At 69.3% G+C, this 17,949-nt stretch carries 13 protein-coding genes; 5 read left to right on the forward strand and 8 right to left on the reverse strand.

What is annotated here, in order from left to right; translation table 11 throughout:
• The first annotated feature begins 205 nt into the window (after positions 1-205).
• Positions 206-1,288, forward strand: a complete 1,083-nt coding sequence (locus tag LLH23_14720; GenBank protein MCE5239718.1) for a DUF4139 domain-containing protein — start codon at positions 206-208, stop codon at positions 1,286-1,288.
• A gap of 8 nt (positions 1,289-1,296) precedes the next feature.
• Positions 1,297-1,986: a ribonuclease HII gene (locus tag LLH23_14725; protein MCE5239719.1), complete on the forward strand. Its 690-nt coding sequence runs from the start codon at positions 1,297-1,299 to the stop codon at positions 1,984-1,986.
• Between the two features lie 8 nt (positions 1,987-1,994).
• Here the strand turns inward: LLH23_14725 and LLH23_14730 are convergent, their stop codons facing one another.
• The 7 genes from LLH23_14730 to LLH23_14760 all read right to left on the reverse strand — a co-directional run bounded on the left by LLH23_14730 (position 1,995) and on the right by LLH23_14760 (position 8,805).
• Positions 1,995-2,792 carry a metallophosphoesterase gene (locus LLH23_14730; GenBank protein MCE5239720.1) on the reverse strand — a complete coding sequence of 266 codons (798 nt, stop codon included), beginning with the start codon at positions 2,790-2,792 and terminating at the stop codon, positions 1,995-1,997.
• Complete coding sequence (locus tag LLH23_14735) at positions 2,789-3,673, reverse strand: PIG-L family deacetylase (GenBank protein MCE5239721.1); 885 nt, start codon at positions 3,671-3,673, stop codon at positions 2,789-2,791. The genes LLH23_14730 and LLH23_14735 overlap by 4 nt, the downstream gene beginning before the upstream one ends.
• A gap of 65 nt (positions 3,674-3,738) precedes the next feature.
• Complete coding sequence (locus tag LLH23_14740) at positions 3,739-4,464, reverse strand: hypothetical protein (GenBank protein MCE5239722.1); 726 nt, start codon at positions 4,462-4,464, stop codon at positions 3,739-3,741.
• Positions 4,465-4,660: 196 nt separating this feature from the next.
• Entirely contained in the window at positions 4,661-5,683 is a 1,023-nt protein-coding gene (locus tag LLH23_14745) for a Gfo/Idh/MocA family oxidoreductase (protein ID MCE5239723.1), read from the reverse strand.
• A 112-nt stretch (positions 5,684-5,795) separates the two neighbouring features.
• Positions 5,796-7,211, reverse strand: a complete 1,416-nt coding sequence (locus LLH23_14750) for a glycosyltransferase 87 family protein (protein ID MCE5239724.1) — start codon at positions 7,209-7,211, stop codon at positions 5,796-5,798.
• A gap of 155 nt (positions 7,212-7,366) precedes the next feature.
• Positions 7,367-8,014, reverse strand: a complete 648-nt coding sequence (locus LLH23_14755) for a PEP-CTERM sorting domain-containing protein (protein ID MCE5239725.1) — start codon at positions 8,012-8,014, stop codon at positions 7,367-7,369.
• A 119-nt stretch (positions 8,015-8,133) separates the two neighbouring features.
• On the reverse strand, positions 8,134-8,805 hold the full coding sequence (locus tag LLH23_14760; GenBank protein MCE5239726.1) for a PEP-CTERM sorting domain-containing protein: 672 nt from the start codon (positions 8,803-8,805) through the stop codon (positions 8,134-8,136).
• A 448-nt stretch (positions 8,806-9,253) separates the two neighbouring features.
• On the opposite strand from LLH23_14760, the gene LLH23_14765 reads away from it, so the two are divergent.
• The 3 genes from LLH23_14765 to LLH23_14775 all read left to right on the forward strand — a co-directional run bounded on the left by LLH23_14765 (position 9,254) and on the right by LLH23_14775 (position 15,148).
• Positions 9,254-10,873, forward strand: a complete 1,620-nt coding sequence (locus LLH23_14765) for a hypothetical protein (protein MCE5239727.1) — start codon at positions 9,254-9,256, stop codon at positions 10,871-10,873.
• 1 nt (position 10,874) lies between these two features.
• Complete coding sequence (locus tag LLH23_14770) at positions 10,875-11,282, forward strand: response regulator (GenBank protein ID MCE5239728.1); 408 nt, start codon at positions 10,875-10,877, stop codon at positions 11,280-11,282.
• A gap of 152 nt (positions 11,283-11,434) precedes the next feature.
• A complete protein-coding gene (locus tag LLH23_14775; GenBank protein MCE5239729.1) occupies positions 11,435-15,148 on the forward strand; it encodes a discoidin domain-containing protein in 3,714 nt (1,237 codons plus the stop codon).
• 118 nt (positions 15,149-15,266) lie between these two features.
• Here the strand turns inward: LLH23_14775 and LLH23_14780 are convergent, their stop codons facing one another.
• The gene (locus LLH23_14780) at positions 15,267-17,816 is read right to left on the reverse strand and encodes a carbohydrate-binding family 9-like protein (protein ID MCE5239730.1); all 2,550 of its coding nucleotides are present in this window, start codon (positions 17,814-17,816) and stop codon (positions 15,267-15,269) included.
• Between the last annotated feature and the right edge of the window lie 133 nt (positions 17,817-17,949).

Genomic DNA, 17,949 nt, shown 5'->3' on the forward strand with positions numbered 1-17,949 from the left:
CCTTTACGGCCACACATAGAGATAATGGAACCGGAGCTTCTCCTCGACCGGAAAAACGCCACCGTATTCCTATTGTGTACATCGCCAGGTGCCCCCCAAACATGATGATATAACCTGTCGGAGGTCCGCGGCAAGGCCCAAAGCTCCTGCAGGGGCAGGATTCGCGCCGGCGGACGCGAACTTCGCGGTAACGGAGGTAGTACCGATGCGTCTGGCCATGTCCGTGCTTGCCGTTAGTCTTGCGGCGTTTGTGGCGGCCCAGCCCGCCGACCTGGGAGCGACTCTGCCGGCGTCCGCGCCGAGCATCCTGTTCACCCGCAGCGCCGGGGCCCATGCCGTCCAGGAGTTGCCCGTGCAACTCGAGCGGGGCGAGAACCGCCTGCTCGTGGATGCCGCTTCGCTGGAGACCGACCCGAGCACGATCCGGGTGCGTCTCCTGGAGCCGGCCGACAAGGCCCGCCTGACAGCAACGACCATCGGGCCGCAGCCCGGGCAGGTCGTGGCGGCCATCAGCGCCGATGAGCCGGTGCGCGCCCGCCTCCGCCTCAGCTATGAGATCACGACTCTGCAGGCCGAGGTCAGCTATAGTCTGACGCTGGACCCGAAGCGCCAGCAACTCGCCCTGCAGGCTGACCTGACGGTTCGCAACAACGGCAAGCGGGACCTGCGCCAGGCGCAGGCGACGCTGGCGCAGGGCCAACAGACGACGCTGAGCCTGCGCGTGGGTGAGACGGTCCAGCGGCAGCTCCTGACGGTGCCTGACCTGCCATACACGATCAGCTACCTGTATGACAACGGGCGCTTCAAGGACACGGTGCGGACGCTGCTGACCATCCCGGCCGAGGCGCGGGCCAAGACGCCGCTGCCCGCCGGCAAGGCGCGCCTGTACGCTCCGGACGCCGGCGGCGGACGCACGCTGGTGGCCGAGGCCGCGATGGCCTATGCCCCGGCAGGGGAGAAGGTCGAACTGGACCTGGGGGCGGCGCCGGAGCTGGCCGTGCTGCGGACGCGCCTGCGCAGCGACCAGGTCAATGTGCGCACCGACGTGTACCACAAGCTGGCGCTCTTTGACCTGGACGAGGAGTACGAGCTGGAGCTGAGCAATCGCCGACCGGGGCCGGTGACGCTGGTGGTGCGGGAACGCGTGCCGGGCGACTGGCAACTCGTGAAGAGCTCGCAGCAGCCCGAGCAGACCGACAGCGGCACGCTGGAGTGGACCATCCGGCTGAACGCGGGCGCCAAAGAGAAGCTGACCTACTCGGTCAAGCGGCTCAACGTGGAGCCGTAGGACCTGACATGCCTGAGGAGAGCACGGAGAGACTGCGCGGACGGTCCCGGCGGACGCCGCCGGCGGCACCCAAGCGGCTGGAGTTGGAGGCCTGGAGCCGGGGGCTGCGCTACGTCGCGGGTGTGGATGAGGTGGGACGCGGACCGTTGGCCGGGCCGGTCGTCGCCGCGGCTGTGATCTTCCCCCCGGACGTGCACATCCCGCACGTGACGGACTCCAAGCTGCTGCGGCCGGAGGAGCGCGAGGAGCTGGCCGAGCGCATCCGCGCGGAGGCGCTGGCGTGGGGCGTGGGGCTGGTGCCCGCGCCGCTGATCGATGCCATCAACATCCTGCGGGCGACCCATGTGGCCATGCGGGAGGCCATCCGGTCGCTCGATCCGGCGCCCGAGATGCTGCTGGTGGACGGCCGGGCGCTGCCGGACATCGAGTTCCCCCAGGTCCATGTCATCGGCGGCGACCGGCGCAGCTTCGTCATCGCCGCCGCCTCGATCCTGGCCAAGACACACCGCGACCGGATCATGGAGCACCTCGACGCGCTGTACCCCCAATACGGCTTCGCCGGCCACAAGGGCTATGCCAGCGCCGAGCACCTGCGGGCGATCGGCGAGCACGGTCCCTGCCCGGCGCACCGGCTGAGCTTCTCACCGTTCGCCGGGGAGGCGCAGGGGGTGCTGGAGTTCGGGGAGGACGAGGGGTAGGCGGAGCTTCACGGGTCTGAGTCGTACGTCAACTGTCGGCTGTGATCCTCGGCCGGGCCGCGGTCGGGGCACGCCTGCACCCGCCACTGTCCCCTCTCCCCCACGAACACCTGCGCGCACTGGCCGTCGTGCTGGTAGGCCGGGGCGATCAGGTGGTACGTGACGCCACCGCGGCGCTTCCACAGGCACTTGTGCTTGTGGCCCTCGAAGACGCCGAGGAGCCGGTCAGCGTGGTCGTGCAGCACCTGCTCCAGTACGTTGGCCGGCGGCCAGAACCAGCCATTGTTCGTCTCGACCCACTCGGGCAGGTCCGCCTGCTGGAAGCCGATGGCCTCGTGAGTGAACGCCAGGACGGGGCCCTCGGCGCGGGCCAGGTCATCGCGCAGCCATGCGACCTGGCGGCCGAGCGTGTCGGCCTGGTCGGGCTGCAATAGGCCGATCCACGAGTCCAGCACCACGCAGTGCACCCCGCGGCAGTCGAAGCTGTACCAGCGGCCGGGCATCCCCCAGGTCCCCAGCAGTTCGTCCCAGCCTAGCTGCCCGAACAGCTCCACCGGCTCGGCCTCATGGTTGCCGATGACGTAGGCGTGCGGGCAGGGCAGGCGCTGGATCTGCCGATGGTACAAGCGCAGGTCGGCCGGGGTGTCCTGTTCGGGGCGACCGTAGATGTTGTCGCCCAGGGAGACGACGAAGTCCGGCGGGTCGGGCAGGGCCAGGATCTGGTCCACGATCCGCGGGAGGTGCTTGAGGTTGCCGGCCTGGGTGTGGGCGTCGGCGATGGCGACGAAGTTCAGGATCGGGGTCATGGCTCACGCGGTGGGAAGAAAGGGAAGTAGCGCGGCCAGTCGGCTTCGCTCAGCCCCCGCCCGTACTGGGAGATCATGATCGTCTCGGCGGTCTTCACCTGCGCGCCGCGTGCGGGGCCGTAGCAGCGGAGGAGTGTCTCGCGCGCGGCGTCGGCGGTGTGGCCGAAGCGCGCATGCATGTTGCGGGCAGTCATCGCCCGCCGCTCGGCGTCGCTCTCGGGCACCTGGTCCAGCACGCCCCCGTTGTACGGCAGCCACTCGTACATCTGCGACACATGGCAGTGGACCATGTCGATCTTGCGCTCCATGACCTCATCGGTATCAATGGCGACGGTGGGGACATAGGGCGTGGGGTCGGTGAAGCCGTCGAACAGGTAACCCACCACGGGCGGGCGCGTGAGCGGCTCGGTCAGCGGCGCCACGTTGGGCACGGTGACGGTGTAGGCCGCGTCCTGCACCAGCACCCCGACGGCGCGGTGGTCGGGGTGGTAGTCGTTGGCGCGGTGGCATAGCACCAGGTCGGCCCGCGCCTCGCGCATGATCTGGATGACCAGCTTGCGGGTGGGGACGTTGGCCTCCAACTCGCCATTGTGGATGTCCAGCACGTCGTAGCGGATGTCGGCGATGGCGGCGGAGGCCTGGGCCTCGGCGTGGCGGCGGCGCGCCAGCGGTCCGCCGCCCATGGAGAAGTGGCCCGTGTCGCCATTGGTCACCGAGACGAAGCGAACGGCGCAGCCGTGGCGGCGGTACAGCATCGCCGCGCCGCCAAAGCGCAGGTCGCAGTCGTCGGGATGGGCGCCGAAGACAAGGACGCTGAGGGGGCGTTCAGTGTCGTCAGCCTGCGCGGCGGCGCCGGCCAGGGCGTCTCGCTTGCTGGTCATGGCGTTGTCTCCTGATTGTAGGGCGGGGGAGCCCGACAGGAGTGTCGGGCGTACCGGCTCCTTGCCTAGTCGCAGGCGTACAGCGTGTTCACCGCCTCGGGGCAGTGGATGATGTGCTGGTAGTGGCTGCGGCGGGCGACTTCGCGGCCCTCGCTGACGATCGGCGTCGGCGCCTGGCAGATGAAGTAGGCGCCGGTGAACTCGTTGCAGGCACAGTAGGCCCAGCGGAAGCGCCGCATGGGGTCTGCTTCAGCCATCGCGAAGTCGTAGTACGGGAGCGGGCCGGTGTCGGTCTGGAACAGGCCCCGCTCCGGATTGACGTTCATGGTCTTGACCGGGTACTCCAGCACGGCGGTTACGCCGCTGGCGGCGTCGCGGAGTTCGTTGCGGGCGATGACGATGCGGCCGGCCAGCGTCGCCTCGATCACATCCTGCTTGGTCAGCAGCGGCGTGGCCGGCACCTCCACCACGCGGCGTTGCACTGCCGTGAAGCGGTCGGCGATCAGGCCGGTGTCGAACTGCTCGCAGTCGCTGCCGACGTGGATGCGCTCGATGCGGTAGCGGTCCGGGGAGAAGATGCCGGAGAAGTCGTAACTGGGGCTGGTCTCCGGGTTGCGGAAGAGGTCCTGCTCTGCGTACGTGTCCTCGGACTTGCATGAGGCGAACATCAGGAACTGCTCCTCGGCGCCGTCGGGCCCGCGCAGCAGGCAGCGGGCCTCGACACCGATGCGGGCGTTGTTGCCCGGCACGGTGAAGGTGACGAAGGAGCGGGCATAGTCGCAGACGTTCATGTCGTACCCTCCGGGTGTGTAGGGCCGCGTGGGCGGGCGTGTCCTCACGCCCGCAGTGCCGTCGGCCGCGTGGGCGGGCGTGTCCCCACGCCCGCAGTGCCGTCGGTCGCGTGGGCGGGCGTGTCCCCACGCCCGCAACGGCTTTGGCCGCGTGGGGACACGCGGCCCCACGCGACCCTTGTGCTCCACGCGACGACTACTGTGCGCCGACGAAGCGCTTGAACTGGTCGAGCAGGTCATCCGGCGGGTCGAAGGGCAGGTCCACCGGCCGGGCTTCAACGGTGCTCAGATAGCCGGCGAGGATGACCAGCCACTCGTCCAGCGAGGTGGCCAGGTTGGTCGGGCTGGGCTGGCCGGCGTCTTCGAGCCAGTCGAACATGGCGTTGGTCAGGCCGGCCTGGCCGGGCACGTCCTCTTCGCGGTAGTCCTTCTTGCCCTGCTCCACGGTGCCATCGGGCAGGGACTTCTCCCACCCGTACATGCGCCAGTGCAGGAAGCCCCTGGTGCCGTAGACCGCGATGCGCTTGTGAGCGTGGGCGGGGCCCTCCTCGAAGATCGGGGCGCCCTCACCGGCCTGCAGCGCCGCGCGGACGCCGTTGGTGAAGGTGATCAGTGACTCGGCAGTCTTCGGCGCCGGGTGGGCGCAGCCGAGGTCGGTATAGCCCGAGGAAGCGCCGAACACGGTCTGGGCCGGGGCGTAGCTGTTGAAGGCGAACATCAGGTCCAGGACGTGCACGCCCTGGCCGGACATGGGGAGGACGGCCGAGGCGTCAATGAAGCGGACCTCGCCATAGACGCCGTCGGCGACCTCCTGCAGCATCTGCACGATCATCGGGTGGTGGCGCAACTGGTGGTTGACGGCGAACCGGGTGCGGCTGGTGGCTTCGAGCTGCCGCAGGGCCTTGTAGTCGTCGGCGCCGATGCAGACGGGCTTCTCGACGATGACGCCCGGGACGCCCGCGCCGGCCAGCTCGGTCATGAGGCTGACGCGCAGGTCAGGCCGGGTGACCAGGTGCACCACGTCCGGCTGCTCGCGGTCGAGCATCGTCTGCAGATCGGTGTAGCGGTTCGGGATGGAGAAGCGCTCGGCGAAGGCGTTGAGGCGTTCCTCATTCATGTCGCAGCAGGCGACGCGAGCGCCGCGGGTGATGAGGTCGTAGGCTTCGGCATGACCGGCGGCACGCGGGCCGCAGCCCAGGAAGGCGCACTTGTAGCTCATCTTCATCTCCATGCGACGTAGGTGGACGACGCGAATGGCGGGTGCTTCGTGCCAGGGGGGGTGCGGACCTTCTCGGCGGCGGAAAAGACGGGCGGCGTCGCGGGGCCCGGCGTCAGACGTCAGCGGCCTCCGGCGGCGCGGCCGACGGCAGCAGGCGCGTGCTGCAGAGCAGCAGGAGCAGCCCCAGCAGGCGACTGACGCTCACGGGGAAGACGTCCAGATGGGGCACGGCGAAGATGAGGAGGCAGGCGAGGACGGGGAGCGCCAGGCTGCGGCGCGGTCCGCAGCGCAGTGCCCACAGGGCAATCGGGATCGCCAACACGTAGTGGTGAGCCCAGGCCACGGGGGCGAGCACCAACAGCAGGGCGATCAGGTCCAGGCTGAGGCCACAGCCGCGCCAGAAGCGGGTGTCGCTGCCCTCGCTCTGGGGTAGCTGCCGCTCGCGGGCCACGATCCGCGAACCGATCCACAGCAGCACCAGGACGGCGGCCACGCCGAAGAGCGGCGGCGTCAGGCGCGCGGCGAGGTCCGCGCTATGGGTCGCGAGGCGCACGAGGTTGTAGATGACCGCGTGCAGGCCGTTGTCGTCGGGCCGCGTGCCGCGGGGGAAGTGCAGGCTGTGCCACAGCGCCTGGCGCCACAGACTCGTCCCGCCCGCCAGGAGGGACAGGCCGCCCAGCACCGCCCCGCCAACCGCCATGCCCGCCACGGCTGACCACCGTCGGTCACGCACCCAGCACGGCAGCAGCGCGACAGTATACGGCTTGACGAACAGCGCGAGCGCCGCCGCTGCCCCGGCCGCGAACGGCTGGCGCTCCTCGAGCAGCAGCGCGGCCAGCAGGGGGATCAGCACCCACAGGTCTACCTGGCCCTGGCGCAGCAGCACCACCAGCGGGGCCGACATCAGGAACAGGCCCGCACACAGGCAGGCCGCCCACGTGCGACCGAACTGCAGGCGCCGGGCGAAGCGATAGGCCAGGACGTACGCCAGACCGATCAGGAGCGCCTGCAGGTAGTTGTAGAAGCTGAACAGGGCGGCCGCGATGTCCAGGCCCGCCGCGCCCCCCGGGGCGTGGGCGGCCGCGCGCGCGACCAGCAGGTAGCCCAGCTCCCACATCTGCGCGGGCACCGGGGAGTAGAGGTAGCCGCTGCCGTAGGGGCTGCTGCCCGCCAGGACCGCCTCGCCGGCCAGTTGGTAGCGCTCGTAGTCCCAGTGCACCGGCGGCGACGGCGAGGTGAGGGTCAGGTAGTGGCAGGTGACGACGATCCACCCCAGCAGGGGCAGCAGCGGGAGCAGCTCGCGGGGCGCCACGCCCCGGCGCAGCAGCCCCCTGCGCCGGAGACAGTACGCGCAGACGACCGCGACGAGCAGCAGGCCGCCACACACGAAGCCCTGGTCCAGAGGGAAGTCGTACGACCATATGGGGCGGCCCAGGCGCCACAGCAGCAACGGGACGGCCTGGGTCAACAGGGCCAGGGCGACCCAGCCCGCCAGTGAGCACAACGACTGACGTGTGCGACACGACATGGATAGCGCCCCGCTGCAGTGGTACCTCGAGGTGGGTAGACGGCACAGTCCGGCGTCCGACCGGGACCTACACTCGCCCTATCTGGAGCGAGTCGTTCGCCCCGGGGCCGGCCTTCGCCTTCAGCGTCCATACCCGCCGCTGGCGCCGGGCTCCCCTACCGACGGCGACGCCGGAGCGCCAGCCCACCGAGGCCCAGACCGAGGAGGGCCAGGGTCGCCGGCTCGGGGGTATGGGCGGTGTCGGTGAGGTCGAGGGTCACGGTATCCACCGGACTGCCGGTGAGCTGCACGACGGCGCCCCAGAAGGGATAGTCGCCGCCCTCGTAGGTGATGGGGATCTTCCACTCGATGGTGGTGCCACCGTTCTCGGTGGCCTGGCAGTAGCCCGGTGGGAAGACGTACTCGAAGAACAGGCCCCCGTTGTTCCACTGGTGGTACTCACCGACCAGCACGCCGCTGTTGAAGGTGGCGCTGACATAGTAGTCAATGCCCGACAGCTCGTCGGGCACACGGGCGTAGTTGGCGGGCGAGCCGTACGTGGGGCGCAGGTCGGCGTAGATGCCATACGAGTACTCGGTGGTGGTGGAGGGGACGGCGGCCAGGTCCATGCGCAGGTAGATGGCGGTGTTGTCACGTCCCCACCAGATGGCGACGATGTCATTGGCGGGGGAGGCGGTGTCGCCGGAGGGGTCGCCCAGGCTGATGACCTTGCCGACGGTGCTCCAGTCGTACAGGGAGACGGCGTGGGCGGCACCAGCGCAGCAGAGGGTGAGGGTCAGCAGGCAGGCCAGACGTGTGGGCACGGTGCGCCTCCAGTCGTGACGCAAGCTGCGAATGAGAGGGCCCTGTCGGACAAGCGAAGCTCATGAATCAGAAAGGCCGTCCACGGGAGCGGACGGCCTTCATTTCGCCATGGGGAGGCTCAGTCCCTCCGCCGCCGTCGCAGAACGAGGCCGCCGAGACCCAGCCCCAGCAGCGCGAGGGTGGTCGGCTCGGGGGTGATGCCCTCGCCGGTGACGTCGAGTGTTGTGGCCGGGCTGCCCAGGTTCGTTACCCCGCCCCAGAAGGAGATGGTCTCGCCCGAGGCCGCCAGGGCGGAGGTCGGGATGCGCCACTCAGCGGCGTAGTTGCCACCATCGGCCTGTTCGTAGAAGGTGACCGTGCCAAGGGAGACCCAGCTGGAACTGCCGGTGTCCCAACGCAGCACCTGGGACCCGCCATCCAGGTCGTGCACGAAATCATTGATCAGCACGATGTCAATGCCCTCGCTGCTGAGCTCGGTGGGCATGTAGTTCGTGGCGCTGCCGCTGACGCCGGTGCGGGCGTCAATGTAGATGCCGTACATGTCGCCATGGCTGGCCACTGACGGCTGGACGTCGAGGTCCAGACGGAAATAGGTGTACTGGTCGTCCTGGCCCCACCAGAACGCGACGATGTCGCTGCCGGAGCCACCACCGCTCTGATCGCCCGTGGGGTCGGTGGCATACACCTTGTGCGGCTGCGTCGAACTCCAGTCGAACATGAAGGCGGCCTGCGAGACACTGCAGACGCAAAACCCAACGGCCACCAAGACCAGCAGTCGCGGTATGGTCATTGTGGTACTCCCAATCTGGCTTTATCAGCGAGTGTATTATGGAGTGGAATCGCGTGCGGTGTCAAGACCATTGGCGTTCTTTTCTGCTTTGGACTGGACGTTCCGCCGAGCGGGGCATGTATGTCGGCTGGCCCGGTTCAGCCGCGGCAGGTGCCCGCAGAGCGCGACAAGAGCGGCGGGAGCGCGACAGCCGGCGCCATTCGTGCGGAGAGCCACGAGGGTCGGTCCTTCCCGCAGGCTGGCCGCCGTTCGGGCCGGCCTTGCGCACTTCTTGAAGCCGTCTGCTGCCTGTCTGGAGGTATCTGCCCTATTGTCCAGCATGGAGGCGGCGGGGCTGGCCCGATTCTCGCGTATTAGGAAGCAGTGTCGAAGGATGCGCACGGACGCGCGGCCGCACAAAGCAGTTGGTGTTCAGGGACCCGGGGAGAACAGGAGCGGCAGCCCCCCGATGGCACTTCACCAACCCGACGACGCCCCGCAGACGTCCCCGGCCTCCGGCCTGAAGCACCGCCCGGGCGGAGGCGACTACAACGGCTACTTTGCGCGACTGGTCCTCCTGGCAGCGACGTTCGGCGTGGGGTACCTGCTCAACTACCTGTCGGGCGGGCGGCCGTATTTCGCCTTTCTGGCCGTCAGCGGCGTGATTCTGGTCTGCATCGGGCTGGTTTTGGGGCCGCGGATGCAGGCACGGTCGGCACGCGTGGCCGTCCCGCTGTTCGACCTGGCGTGGATCACCTTCGCCATGTACCTGACCAACGGCCTGGGCAGCGTCCTGCTGCCGCTGCTGTACATCGTCGTGGCCATGGCGGCGATGCGCGGGGGACGCTGGGAGATTGGCACCAGCGTGGCAGGCGCGATCACGGCGATCTTCATCCTGGCCAGCACGAGGCACACCGGCCCCTCCCTGACGCTGGCGGTCGCGCAGGCGACGCTCCTGGCCGCCGGGGCGCTGGCGGTCCGCCTGACGGTCAACGAGGCGCCGTCGGAGGGGGAGGAGGACGGCAACGCCCGTCTGTACGAGACGCTGCTGCAGAAGACCTCGGACGCGGTGTTCACCCTGACACCGGACACCTGGCAGGTGTTGGAGGCCAACCCGGCCGCGCGGATCCTGTGCGGCGACGGGTCGGGGACGCGTGTAGAGGGCGAACCCCTCGACCGGCTCGTGGGCTTCCAGGACAAGGCCTTTGCCAAGACCTGCCGGAAGGCTCTGGCCGAGGGCCAGCCGGTCGTGGACGCCATCACGCACGCCAGCGGCCCCGACGGGCACAAGCTGCTGCTCCGCTGCAACATGATGCCGGTGCGTCCCGAGGGGGACGGCGAGTCCATCCAGACAATCATCCAGGTCGTCGAGGAGGCGGAGATACAGCCCGCCCCCACGCCGCTGCGCGACGACTTCAGCCTCAACTACATCCCCTCTCTGACCCATGAGTTGAACAACCACCTGGCGGCCATCCGCCTGAGCGCCGAACTGGCGGCCACGACGGGACGGGCGCCGGACTTCAACGAGATCCAGCGCCAGGTGGATCGCTGTCAGGAAGTGCTGCAGACGGTCGTCGTGCAGATACTGCGCTCGTCCCAGCCCTCGGTCATGCCCGAGACGCCGCCGCAGGCTGACCTCGCGCTGGCGATTGAGCGGGTTCTGCTCCTGACGCGCCCGCACATCCTCACCAACGGCGTGCAGCTGCAGGTGGAGATCGCGGACTTTCTGCCGCCGGTCCTGGGCTTCATGCACGAGGTGCAGGAGGCGCTGGTGCGGGTCATCATCGAGTCCGTGCAGCGCATGGCGCGGCATGACGGCCCGCGGGGGCTGACCCTGACCGTGACGCCGCGACGGAACACCGTCGAGATGCTCATCACCGATGCCAGCGAGGGCCTCAACACGCGCGAACTGGCGCTCATCAGCGGCCGGGCGGTGGCTGTGTCGCGCGCCGAGGACCGGACCTGGGAGATCGTGCGTGACGCCATCTGCCGCTTCGGTGGCGAAGTCCACGCAGACAATGGCCTCAACGGGGGCATGAGGCTGCGCCTTAGCTTGCCGATCTGTGACGAACAGCAGGTGGTGGCTTGAAATGAGCATACTCACCGAGGGCAGCATTGGGACGGGACACCACGCACTCGTCGTGGACGACGAGCCCGTGGTGGGTCATATCATCTGCAGTGTGCTCGAGCAGATGGGATACCAGGTGGATCAGGCGCTGGACGGCGACCAGGCGCTGGGCCTGGCGCGCCAGACGCCCTATGACATCGTCGTGTGCGACCTGCTGATGCCGCGCCTCAACGGCATGAATCTGTACGAAGTCTGGCGGGAAGAGGCGCCTCGCATCGCCCGACGCACGGTGTTCGTCACCGGCGACAGCCTGGGGAACGAGACCAGCGACTTCATCAACCGCACGGGGTGCCGCTGCATCTTCAAGCCCTTCCGGCTGAGCGAACTGGCCGAAGTCGTGGCCCAGGTGGAGCAAGAACAGGTGGCCTGAGGGCACGAGCCCACACCGCTAGTCATCCCAGGGGTCGGGCGATACGCCCGGCCCCATGCCGTTTCCGCCCCCGCAGGCAGGAGTGTCCGCGTCGGACCTCGAAGGCGTTCCCCACGTTCGCAACCTGAGTTATCCACGACCCGAGGGTAGCCATGAGACAGATGATCCTGGCGATGGGCCTGGCTGTGGCGCTGGCGTCGGCGGCCGGCGCGGCGGTGGTGTCGGACGGAAACGGGCTGACAGGCGCCTGGGACGGGCAGACGCTGTCAGGCCTGAAGCTGGGCGGGCGGATGCTGGACGGCGTCACCGCCACGGTGGCGCTGCGCGACCCGCGCACCGGCCGTCCTGCGGACTCGGCGCAGTTCAAGCTGACCTGCCAACTGACTGGCCGGAACGGCGCGCTGTGGCTGCAGGGCCGCGTCACGGCCGCCGGCGAAGCCGACACCGTGGCTGACCTGGTGCTGCGCTGGGAGGGGGTGTCGCTGCCCACGGGCAACGGCGACACGGACCTGCTGCTGGCCGCCAAGCTCGTGAACAAGCTGCCACTGTGCCCACTGCGGCGCCTGGCCGACGGCAGCGACGTGCTGGCGATGGCCGTGCCGGCCGACGATCCGGTTGTCTACGCCTTCAAGGACCTGCCGGGCGAGCAGGCAGTGGAGCTGCGGCTGCCGCTGGGCTTCACGCGCGACGCCGCGCCGGCCCTGCGGATGCAGGCGCCGTTCCGCCTGGTGCTCTTCCAGACTGACCCGCGGTGGCACTTCCGCTCCGTGCTGGCGCAGTACTACCGCCTCTTCCCGAAGCAGTTCGCGCGGGTCGAGAAGCGCGACGGCGGCTGGTTCTTCGCCAACGAGGTGCCGCAGATCCCCAACCCGCAGCACTTTGCGTTCTTTGAGGGGCTCGGCGACGCGAAAGTCACGCATGACCGTGGGCTGGGAATGTATCCGTATAGTGAGACCAGCTCCGAGACCATCCACCTACCCGGCCCCGGCCTGCCCAGGGGCTATGACGAGGCTATGCAGCAGCTTGAGGCACTGGAGCAAGCGCGCGCGCCGCAGGGATGGGAAGTCGCCGGTGGCGACCTGGACGAGGCCGTCAAGCACGGCGGACGCTTCTCGTACCAGGCCTCCGCTGACAAGCCCGGCTCGGCCTATGCGCGCCAGATCGTGCCCTTGAGGCCGGCCATCGCCGAGCCGGTGGTGGTGGAGGGCTGGAGCAAGACCGAGAACGTCAGCGCCGGCGGCAATCCCAACGACTACTCGATCTACGTGGACTGCCAGTTGGCCGACGGGAGCTACCAGTTCGGCCAGTGCGCCACGTTCCGCGCCGGGACGCATGACTGGGAGAAGGCGACCTTCGTCATTCAGCCGCGCCAGCCGCTGACCGACCTGCGGGTGTACGCCATGTTCCGCAACCGCACCGGCACGGCGTGGTTCGACGATGTGCGCCTGTACCGGCAGAGCAAGCCCGGAGAGAACCTCATCGCCAACACGGACTTCGAGACGCTGGGGAAGCGGGCGGACATCCAGTACTGCCGCGACAACGCGCTGACCGACGCGGAGGGGCGGTACCGCTTCATCATCACGGATAACCTCGCGGCAGACATCCCGCCGGCGCACCCGCTGAGCCTGCTGCGGTTCGCCTGCAACGTGGACCCGGACTGGCAGGCGCCGGAGGGGCGGCCGACGCCCTGCGGCCGGGCGGTAGCCATGTACGACAACCTGTTCGCCACGGTGGACATTGATGGGGCCTACATCGACTCGGTGTGCGCGTGGTGCGTGTGGTACCTGAACTTCCGGCGTGACCACTGGCCGGCGGCCACGTCCCTGTTCACGTACGACCCGGCGACCTTCAAGGTGGCCCAGGCCGGGAAGCTGGCGATGGTCAAGTACCTGCGCTTCATCGGCGATCGCTTCCATCGTGCGGATGCAGGCATCCGCCAGGGCAAGACGATCTTCGGCAACATGGGGCCCTCGACCGAGGCGTGGGACAACTACCCGGCCCTGGACATCATCGGCATCGAGAGCAGTCAGTTCCGCGACCGGGCGCTGATGGGCTATCACCGCTTCGGCGGCTACCACAAGCCCGTGCTGCCGATGAACTTCGTGAACCTGCACCACCTCGACGACCGCGCCACGGCCGAGGAGTTCGTGCTCGCCAGCGCCCAGTGGGGCGAGTTCCCCAGCACCGGACGCTATGTGCGGGAGGGCTACACCAGCTACGGGGATGTGTGCCACTCGTACTATCCGCCGCTGGTGGAGATGTCGCGGGCCGGGTGGGAGCCCGAGCCGCTGTGTGAGGGCGTGCGGGCCGAGCGGTTCGGGACGGGCGACCCGCTCTACTTCACGGTGCGCGCCCCGCACGAGGCGCGGCAGGCTCAGATGCTGATCCTCAAGCAGGCGCTGGGGGCGATCAAGAACCCTGTCGTCATGGATGCGGTGCAGTTGACGCCGGTGCCCGCGAAGCTGACACCACAGGGGCTCGCAGTCAGCATCACTGACGGGGCTGATGTGCTGACGATCCTGCGGGTGTCGTCGGCCGAGAACGCGCGGGGGTGGCTGCTGGAGCGCGCGGCGTTGCACTGCGAGTACGGCTCGCGGGTGCAGGCGATCTCCCCGCACACGGCGCCCCTGCAGGCCCTCGCCCGGGAGCTGCGCCAGCCCGGCCGCAGGAACGCCAGCATCCTGCTGGCAGCCGTGAAGCGCCTGCAGTCCGAGGAGGCGAAGGTCGAGGCCGAGCCCGACAGCCTGGAGAAGACGAGCCTGCTCTTCGAGCTGCGCGACGCCGAGCGGGCGCTGGCCGAGTGGCTGCTGGCCGCAGACGGCGCCAGCCTGCAGGCCCCCGGCCTCGGCCTGACCCCGGTGTCGGAAGCCGCCAGCCTCTCCCCCACCTTCGCCGCCGGCACGAGCGGGGCGAAGCTGCTGGGCAGTTGGGGCGAGGACGGGCGCAACATCCTGCGGCGGCAGCATGAGAAGATCCCGGCCGATCTGGCGGCACCCGGGCAGCCAGCCGTCCTGCGGAGCAGCCAGCCGGGCGCGGCGCACGTGCTCTCGGCGATCCATGTGCCCATCCCCGGGGCGGCGCCGATCATCGTGCTGCGCGCCCAGAACGTGTTCTTCGCCTCCGTCCTGAAGGCGCGCGTGGAGCGCACCGCTGACCCGGCGGACAAGAGCTTCGTCTACAAGGTCACCGTAGAGCGCCTGACGACGCCGACGGCGCTCACGGTGAGGGCGTCCGGCGCCGGGGCGCAGATCGAGCCGGCACAGGTGACGCTGCAGCCGCAGGAGCCCGTGGCGCAGTTCCGCGTGCGGGCGCGCGAGGGCAACACCGAGGTCGTGCAGTTGCGCTTCACGGTGGAGATGGCCGGCCAGCAGGTGGCCGAGGCGACGTCGGAGTTCCGCAACCTCCCCATGCCGCCGCCGCACCCGCTGGCGACACTGGCCGGGGGCGCCACGGCGACCGCCGACAGCAGCTACTCGGGCTACAGCCCCGAGGTGGCCATTGACGGCGTGTGGGAGACGACGGGGCTGCACTGGACGAAGCGGGCGTGGGCGTCGCAGGATGCCGCGCAGCCGGAGGGGCACTGGCTGGAGATCAAACTGCCGAAGCCGACGGCCGTGTCGCAGGCGTGGGTCTACTGGGCCATTGACGACAACCTGGTGTTCTCGTCGCGTGACTACGACATCGAGACCTGGGACGGCCAGCAGTGGCAGTCGGCGGCGCAGGTGCGCGGCAACCCGCTGAGCACGGTGACGGTCAGCCAGTGGCCGACCCGCACGACGGACCGGGTGCGCCTCCACCAGCTCAAGAGCGGCGGCGCGGCCCGCCGCCCCGAGATCATGTGGGTGACGGAGGTCGGGTTGTACTGACCGGGGGGCGGGTCCCGCGACCGACCCTGGGGCCCGTAGCGCGGGCGGCCTCGCCCGCGCGAGTCACATCACCGGGCAGGCGAGGCCGCCTGCCCTACTGGACCCCTGCCGAGCCGTGCTACCGCAGCCGCAGGATCCAGCGGATCATCTGGTCACGCACGGCGTACAGGTCGCCGGTCACGTCGAGTTGATCCAGGAACGCCTGCGCCTGTTTGGCGTCGCGGCGGTTCTTCGCGGACGCGATGGCCTGGCGTAGCGTCCCCAGGTAGCGCAGGTCGTCAATCCCCTCGCGATAGCCCTCCCACTGCACCGTGTCCACGACGCCATCCACCGTCGGGTAGACGAAGTTGTGCTGGCGGTAGTGGCCGATGGACCAGTCGTTCCACGACGGGCCGCCGCTGTAGTAGATGTACGTCATGCCGCCGTCGTAGTTGTTCGCGGCCAGCAGCAGGCCGAAGTTGCGCCGGTAGGTCTCCGGCTCCTCGATCCCGCCCTGCGGGTTGGCATAGCAGAAGATCTTGTGGCCCTTGCTGTGCCAGTTGGCCGCCTCTTCCTTGGTTGGGTCGCCGTAGCAGACCAGCAGGTCTTGCAGGTCGCCGACCAGCGGGAAGTTCTGCCCCGGCGAACCGGCCACGAACACCTTGCCCCCGTTGGCGTGCACCTGCTCCCACGCCGGGCGCTGCGCGGTGAGCTTGTCCCCCTGGGCCTCGTCATTGCCATAGAAGTAGAACTCGCTGAAGCCGAAGCCCCTGGCGGTCTCGATGATCTGCTTGATCTCCTCGGGGGTGACGCGCGAGGTGTAGGCGGTCAGGTAGTACAGGCGGTCGTGGCGCATCCCCGCTTCCTGGCGCAGGCGTAGCTCCTCGGGGAACTGCCCGGCCGAGGGCTGGCAGCCGACCGTGGGGTTGTCTATGCCGTGCTCGCGCAGATTGACCAGCTCCGCCCTGAACTGCGCCGGGGTGCGCTTGCGGATGCCGATCTGGCCCGGCCCGGTCGTGTCCAGCTCTAGACCCCAGTGGAAGTAGATGCTGGACTCCAGAGGGTTGGGGGCGAGGTCGAAGGGGAGGACCTCCACGGCGAGCGGCAGCGTCTCCACCGTCTGGCCGGCTGACAGCAGCTCCACCCGGCCCCGGTACAGGCCGCTCGTGGCGTCCTGTGGCACATGGACCGTGACCCAGAACTGCTTGGCGGTGCGGGGGCGGATCGCGACGGGCTGCAGCGTGGCGGCATCGCGGATCGGCAGGGCATCGGCGGCGCAATTGCTCTCCTCGGCGGTCGGCTTCGGGTTGCTCATGCAGCGCCAGACTTCGCGGCCGTCGGGGAACCGGAGCTTCACGTAGTTGGCGCGGGCGGCTTCATCCACGCGGACGAGTTCGTCGTCCTTGAGCAGCAACTCGGGGGTTAGCAGGTACTTGCCCTCGTTGATCGGGAAGCGCCCGCTCCCACCACTCTGGTACCACACCTTCACCGCGCGGACATCCACCGCCGCCGCCGGGATGACGCCGGGGCCGCGCAAGTCCGAGGTCTTCACTTCCAGGCGCACCGCCCGGCGCAGCGGATAGACGACGAAGGAGGCGGGCTCGTACTCGCCACGGCAGGCGCGGAGGGACAGGTCGCGCGACAGGCGCGCCGGGGGCTCCGGGGCCGGCAGGATCTTGCGGTTCGTGACGGCCACGGTGGCGTAGGCGAGCAGCTCCTGCCCCGGTGCGGCCAGCTTCGCCATCTGCCGGGCGGCCTCGGCCCCGGCGATGGCGTTGTTGAGGTCCTCGGTGGCGACAGCGAGTTGCCCCAGGGCGGCCTGACCCGTGCCCAGCAGCTCGCCGAGGGCCTCGGAGGAGACCGGCTTGCCGGCTGCGACGGCGACTCGCAGGGGCTGGAGGCTGGCCTCGGCGGGGCCGAGAGTGGCTTCCAGCTGGCGTCGGGCGCTGGCGCGGATCATGGCCCGCTGCCGCAGCGTCGCCGCCTGCCGGTCGAAGGGCTGCAGGAAGCGCCCGGCCAGCGCGCCGGTGCAGGCGTCATCGAAGGTCATCGCGGCGAAGGCGGGGACGTTGTGGAAGCTGCTGCCGGTGGGCGACCAGGCGCTCAGTTGCAGCCCGCCCGGCTGGCGCTGGCGGCACAGGTTGAACCACCAGATGGCCCCGTGCTGCGGCGCCCCGCCGAGTACCGCCAGCGGAATCGTGAAGGTGGCGGTCCAGCGGTCGGCGCCGCGGGAGGTCTCGACGGTCCACGGTGCATCCCATTTCGGGGCGCCCTTGCCCTTCTCGTCCCATTTGGCGCCGAGGGCGTTGGTGACGAAGTGGTAGTACTCCTGCTCGGTCCCCCGGGGGCTGATGAAGACCTCCAGGCAATCGTCGCTGAACAGGTTGCCGTCATCGTCCTTCCGACACTTGGCGACCAGCGCGTCCATCTTCGGCTCGAGGCACTCGACCACGAAGATGAGCTTGTCCCGGCTGAGGCAGGCCGCGGCGCGAGTCTGGGCGGCCGCCGGCTTGCCGGCGCTGTCTAGGAAGTCGGTCATGACCTGGCCTGCAGGCAGCAAGGCCAGCGTCGGCGTCGCGGTGGGCGCCGGCAGGACACGGTAGACGCGCACGGCGGCCGGGGCGGCGGCAGCAGACAGGAGCGCCAGCAGGCACGCTGCCATAGCGAAGCGGCGCGGGGAGGTGGTCATCGGGGAGTTCCTTTCTCGTCCGGGCATGTCGGGAAGCAGCACGCCATTCGGCGCGCGGGGCCAGTGAACCTGCCCGGGTGTGCAGGGCCGGGGGCGGGGACGGGGAACCCTCCGCCATCTCTGCCTCCCAAGA

The organism is bacterium (genome assembly GCA_021372615.1).
In the GTDB taxonomy this organism is placed as follows: domain Bacteria; phylum Armatimonadota; class Zipacnadia; order Zipacnadales; family UBA11051; genus JAJFUB01.

Coding starts and splice junctions, on each gene's coding strand:
- LLH23_14720 (MCE5239718.1), top strand. CDS start 206: ATGCGTCTGGCCATGTCCGTGCTTGCCGTTAGTCTTGCGGCGTTTGTG.
- LLH23_14735 (MCE5239721.1), bottom strand. CDS start 3,673: ATGACCAGCAAGCGAGACGCCCTGGCCGGCGCCGCCGCGCAGGCTGAC.
- LLH23_14750 (MCE5239724.1), bottom strand. CDS start 7,211: ATGTCGTGTCGCACACGTCAGTCGTTGTGCTCACTGGCGGGCTGGGTC.
- LLH23_14775 (MCE5239729.1), top strand. CDS start 11,435: ATGAGACAGATGATCCTGGCGATGGGCCTGGCTGTGGCGCTGGCGTCG.
- LLH23_14730 (MCE5239720.1), bottom strand. CDS start 2,792: ATGACCCCGATCCTGAACTTCGTCGCCATCGCCGACGCCCACACCCAG.
- LLH23_14725 (MCE5239719.1), top strand. CDS start 1,297: ATGCCTGAGGAGAGCACGGAGAGACTGCGCGGACGGTCCCGGCGGACG.
- LLH23_14745 (MCE5239723.1), bottom strand. CDS start 5,683: ATGAGCTACAAGTGCGCCTTCCTGGGCTGCGGCCCGCGTGCCGCCGGT.
- LLH23_14765 (MCE5239727.1), top strand. CDS start 9,254: ATGGCACTTCACCAACCCGACGACGCCCCGCAGACGTCCCCGGCCTCC.
- LLH23_14780 (MCE5239730.1), bottom strand. CDS start 17,816: ATGACCACCTCCCCGCGCCGCTTCGCTATGGCAGCGTGCCTGCTGGCG.
- LLH23_14760 (MCE5239726.1), bottom strand. CDS start 8,805: ATGACCATACCGCGACTGCTGGTCTTGGTGGCCGTTGGGTTTTGCGTC.
- LLH23_14770 (MCE5239728.1), top strand. CDS start 10,875: ATGAGCATACTCACCGAGGGCAGCATTGGGACGGGACACCACGCACTC.
- LLH23_14740 (MCE5239722.1), bottom strand. CDS start 4,464: ATGAACGTCTGCGACTATGCCCGCTCCTTCGTCACCTTCACCGTGCCG.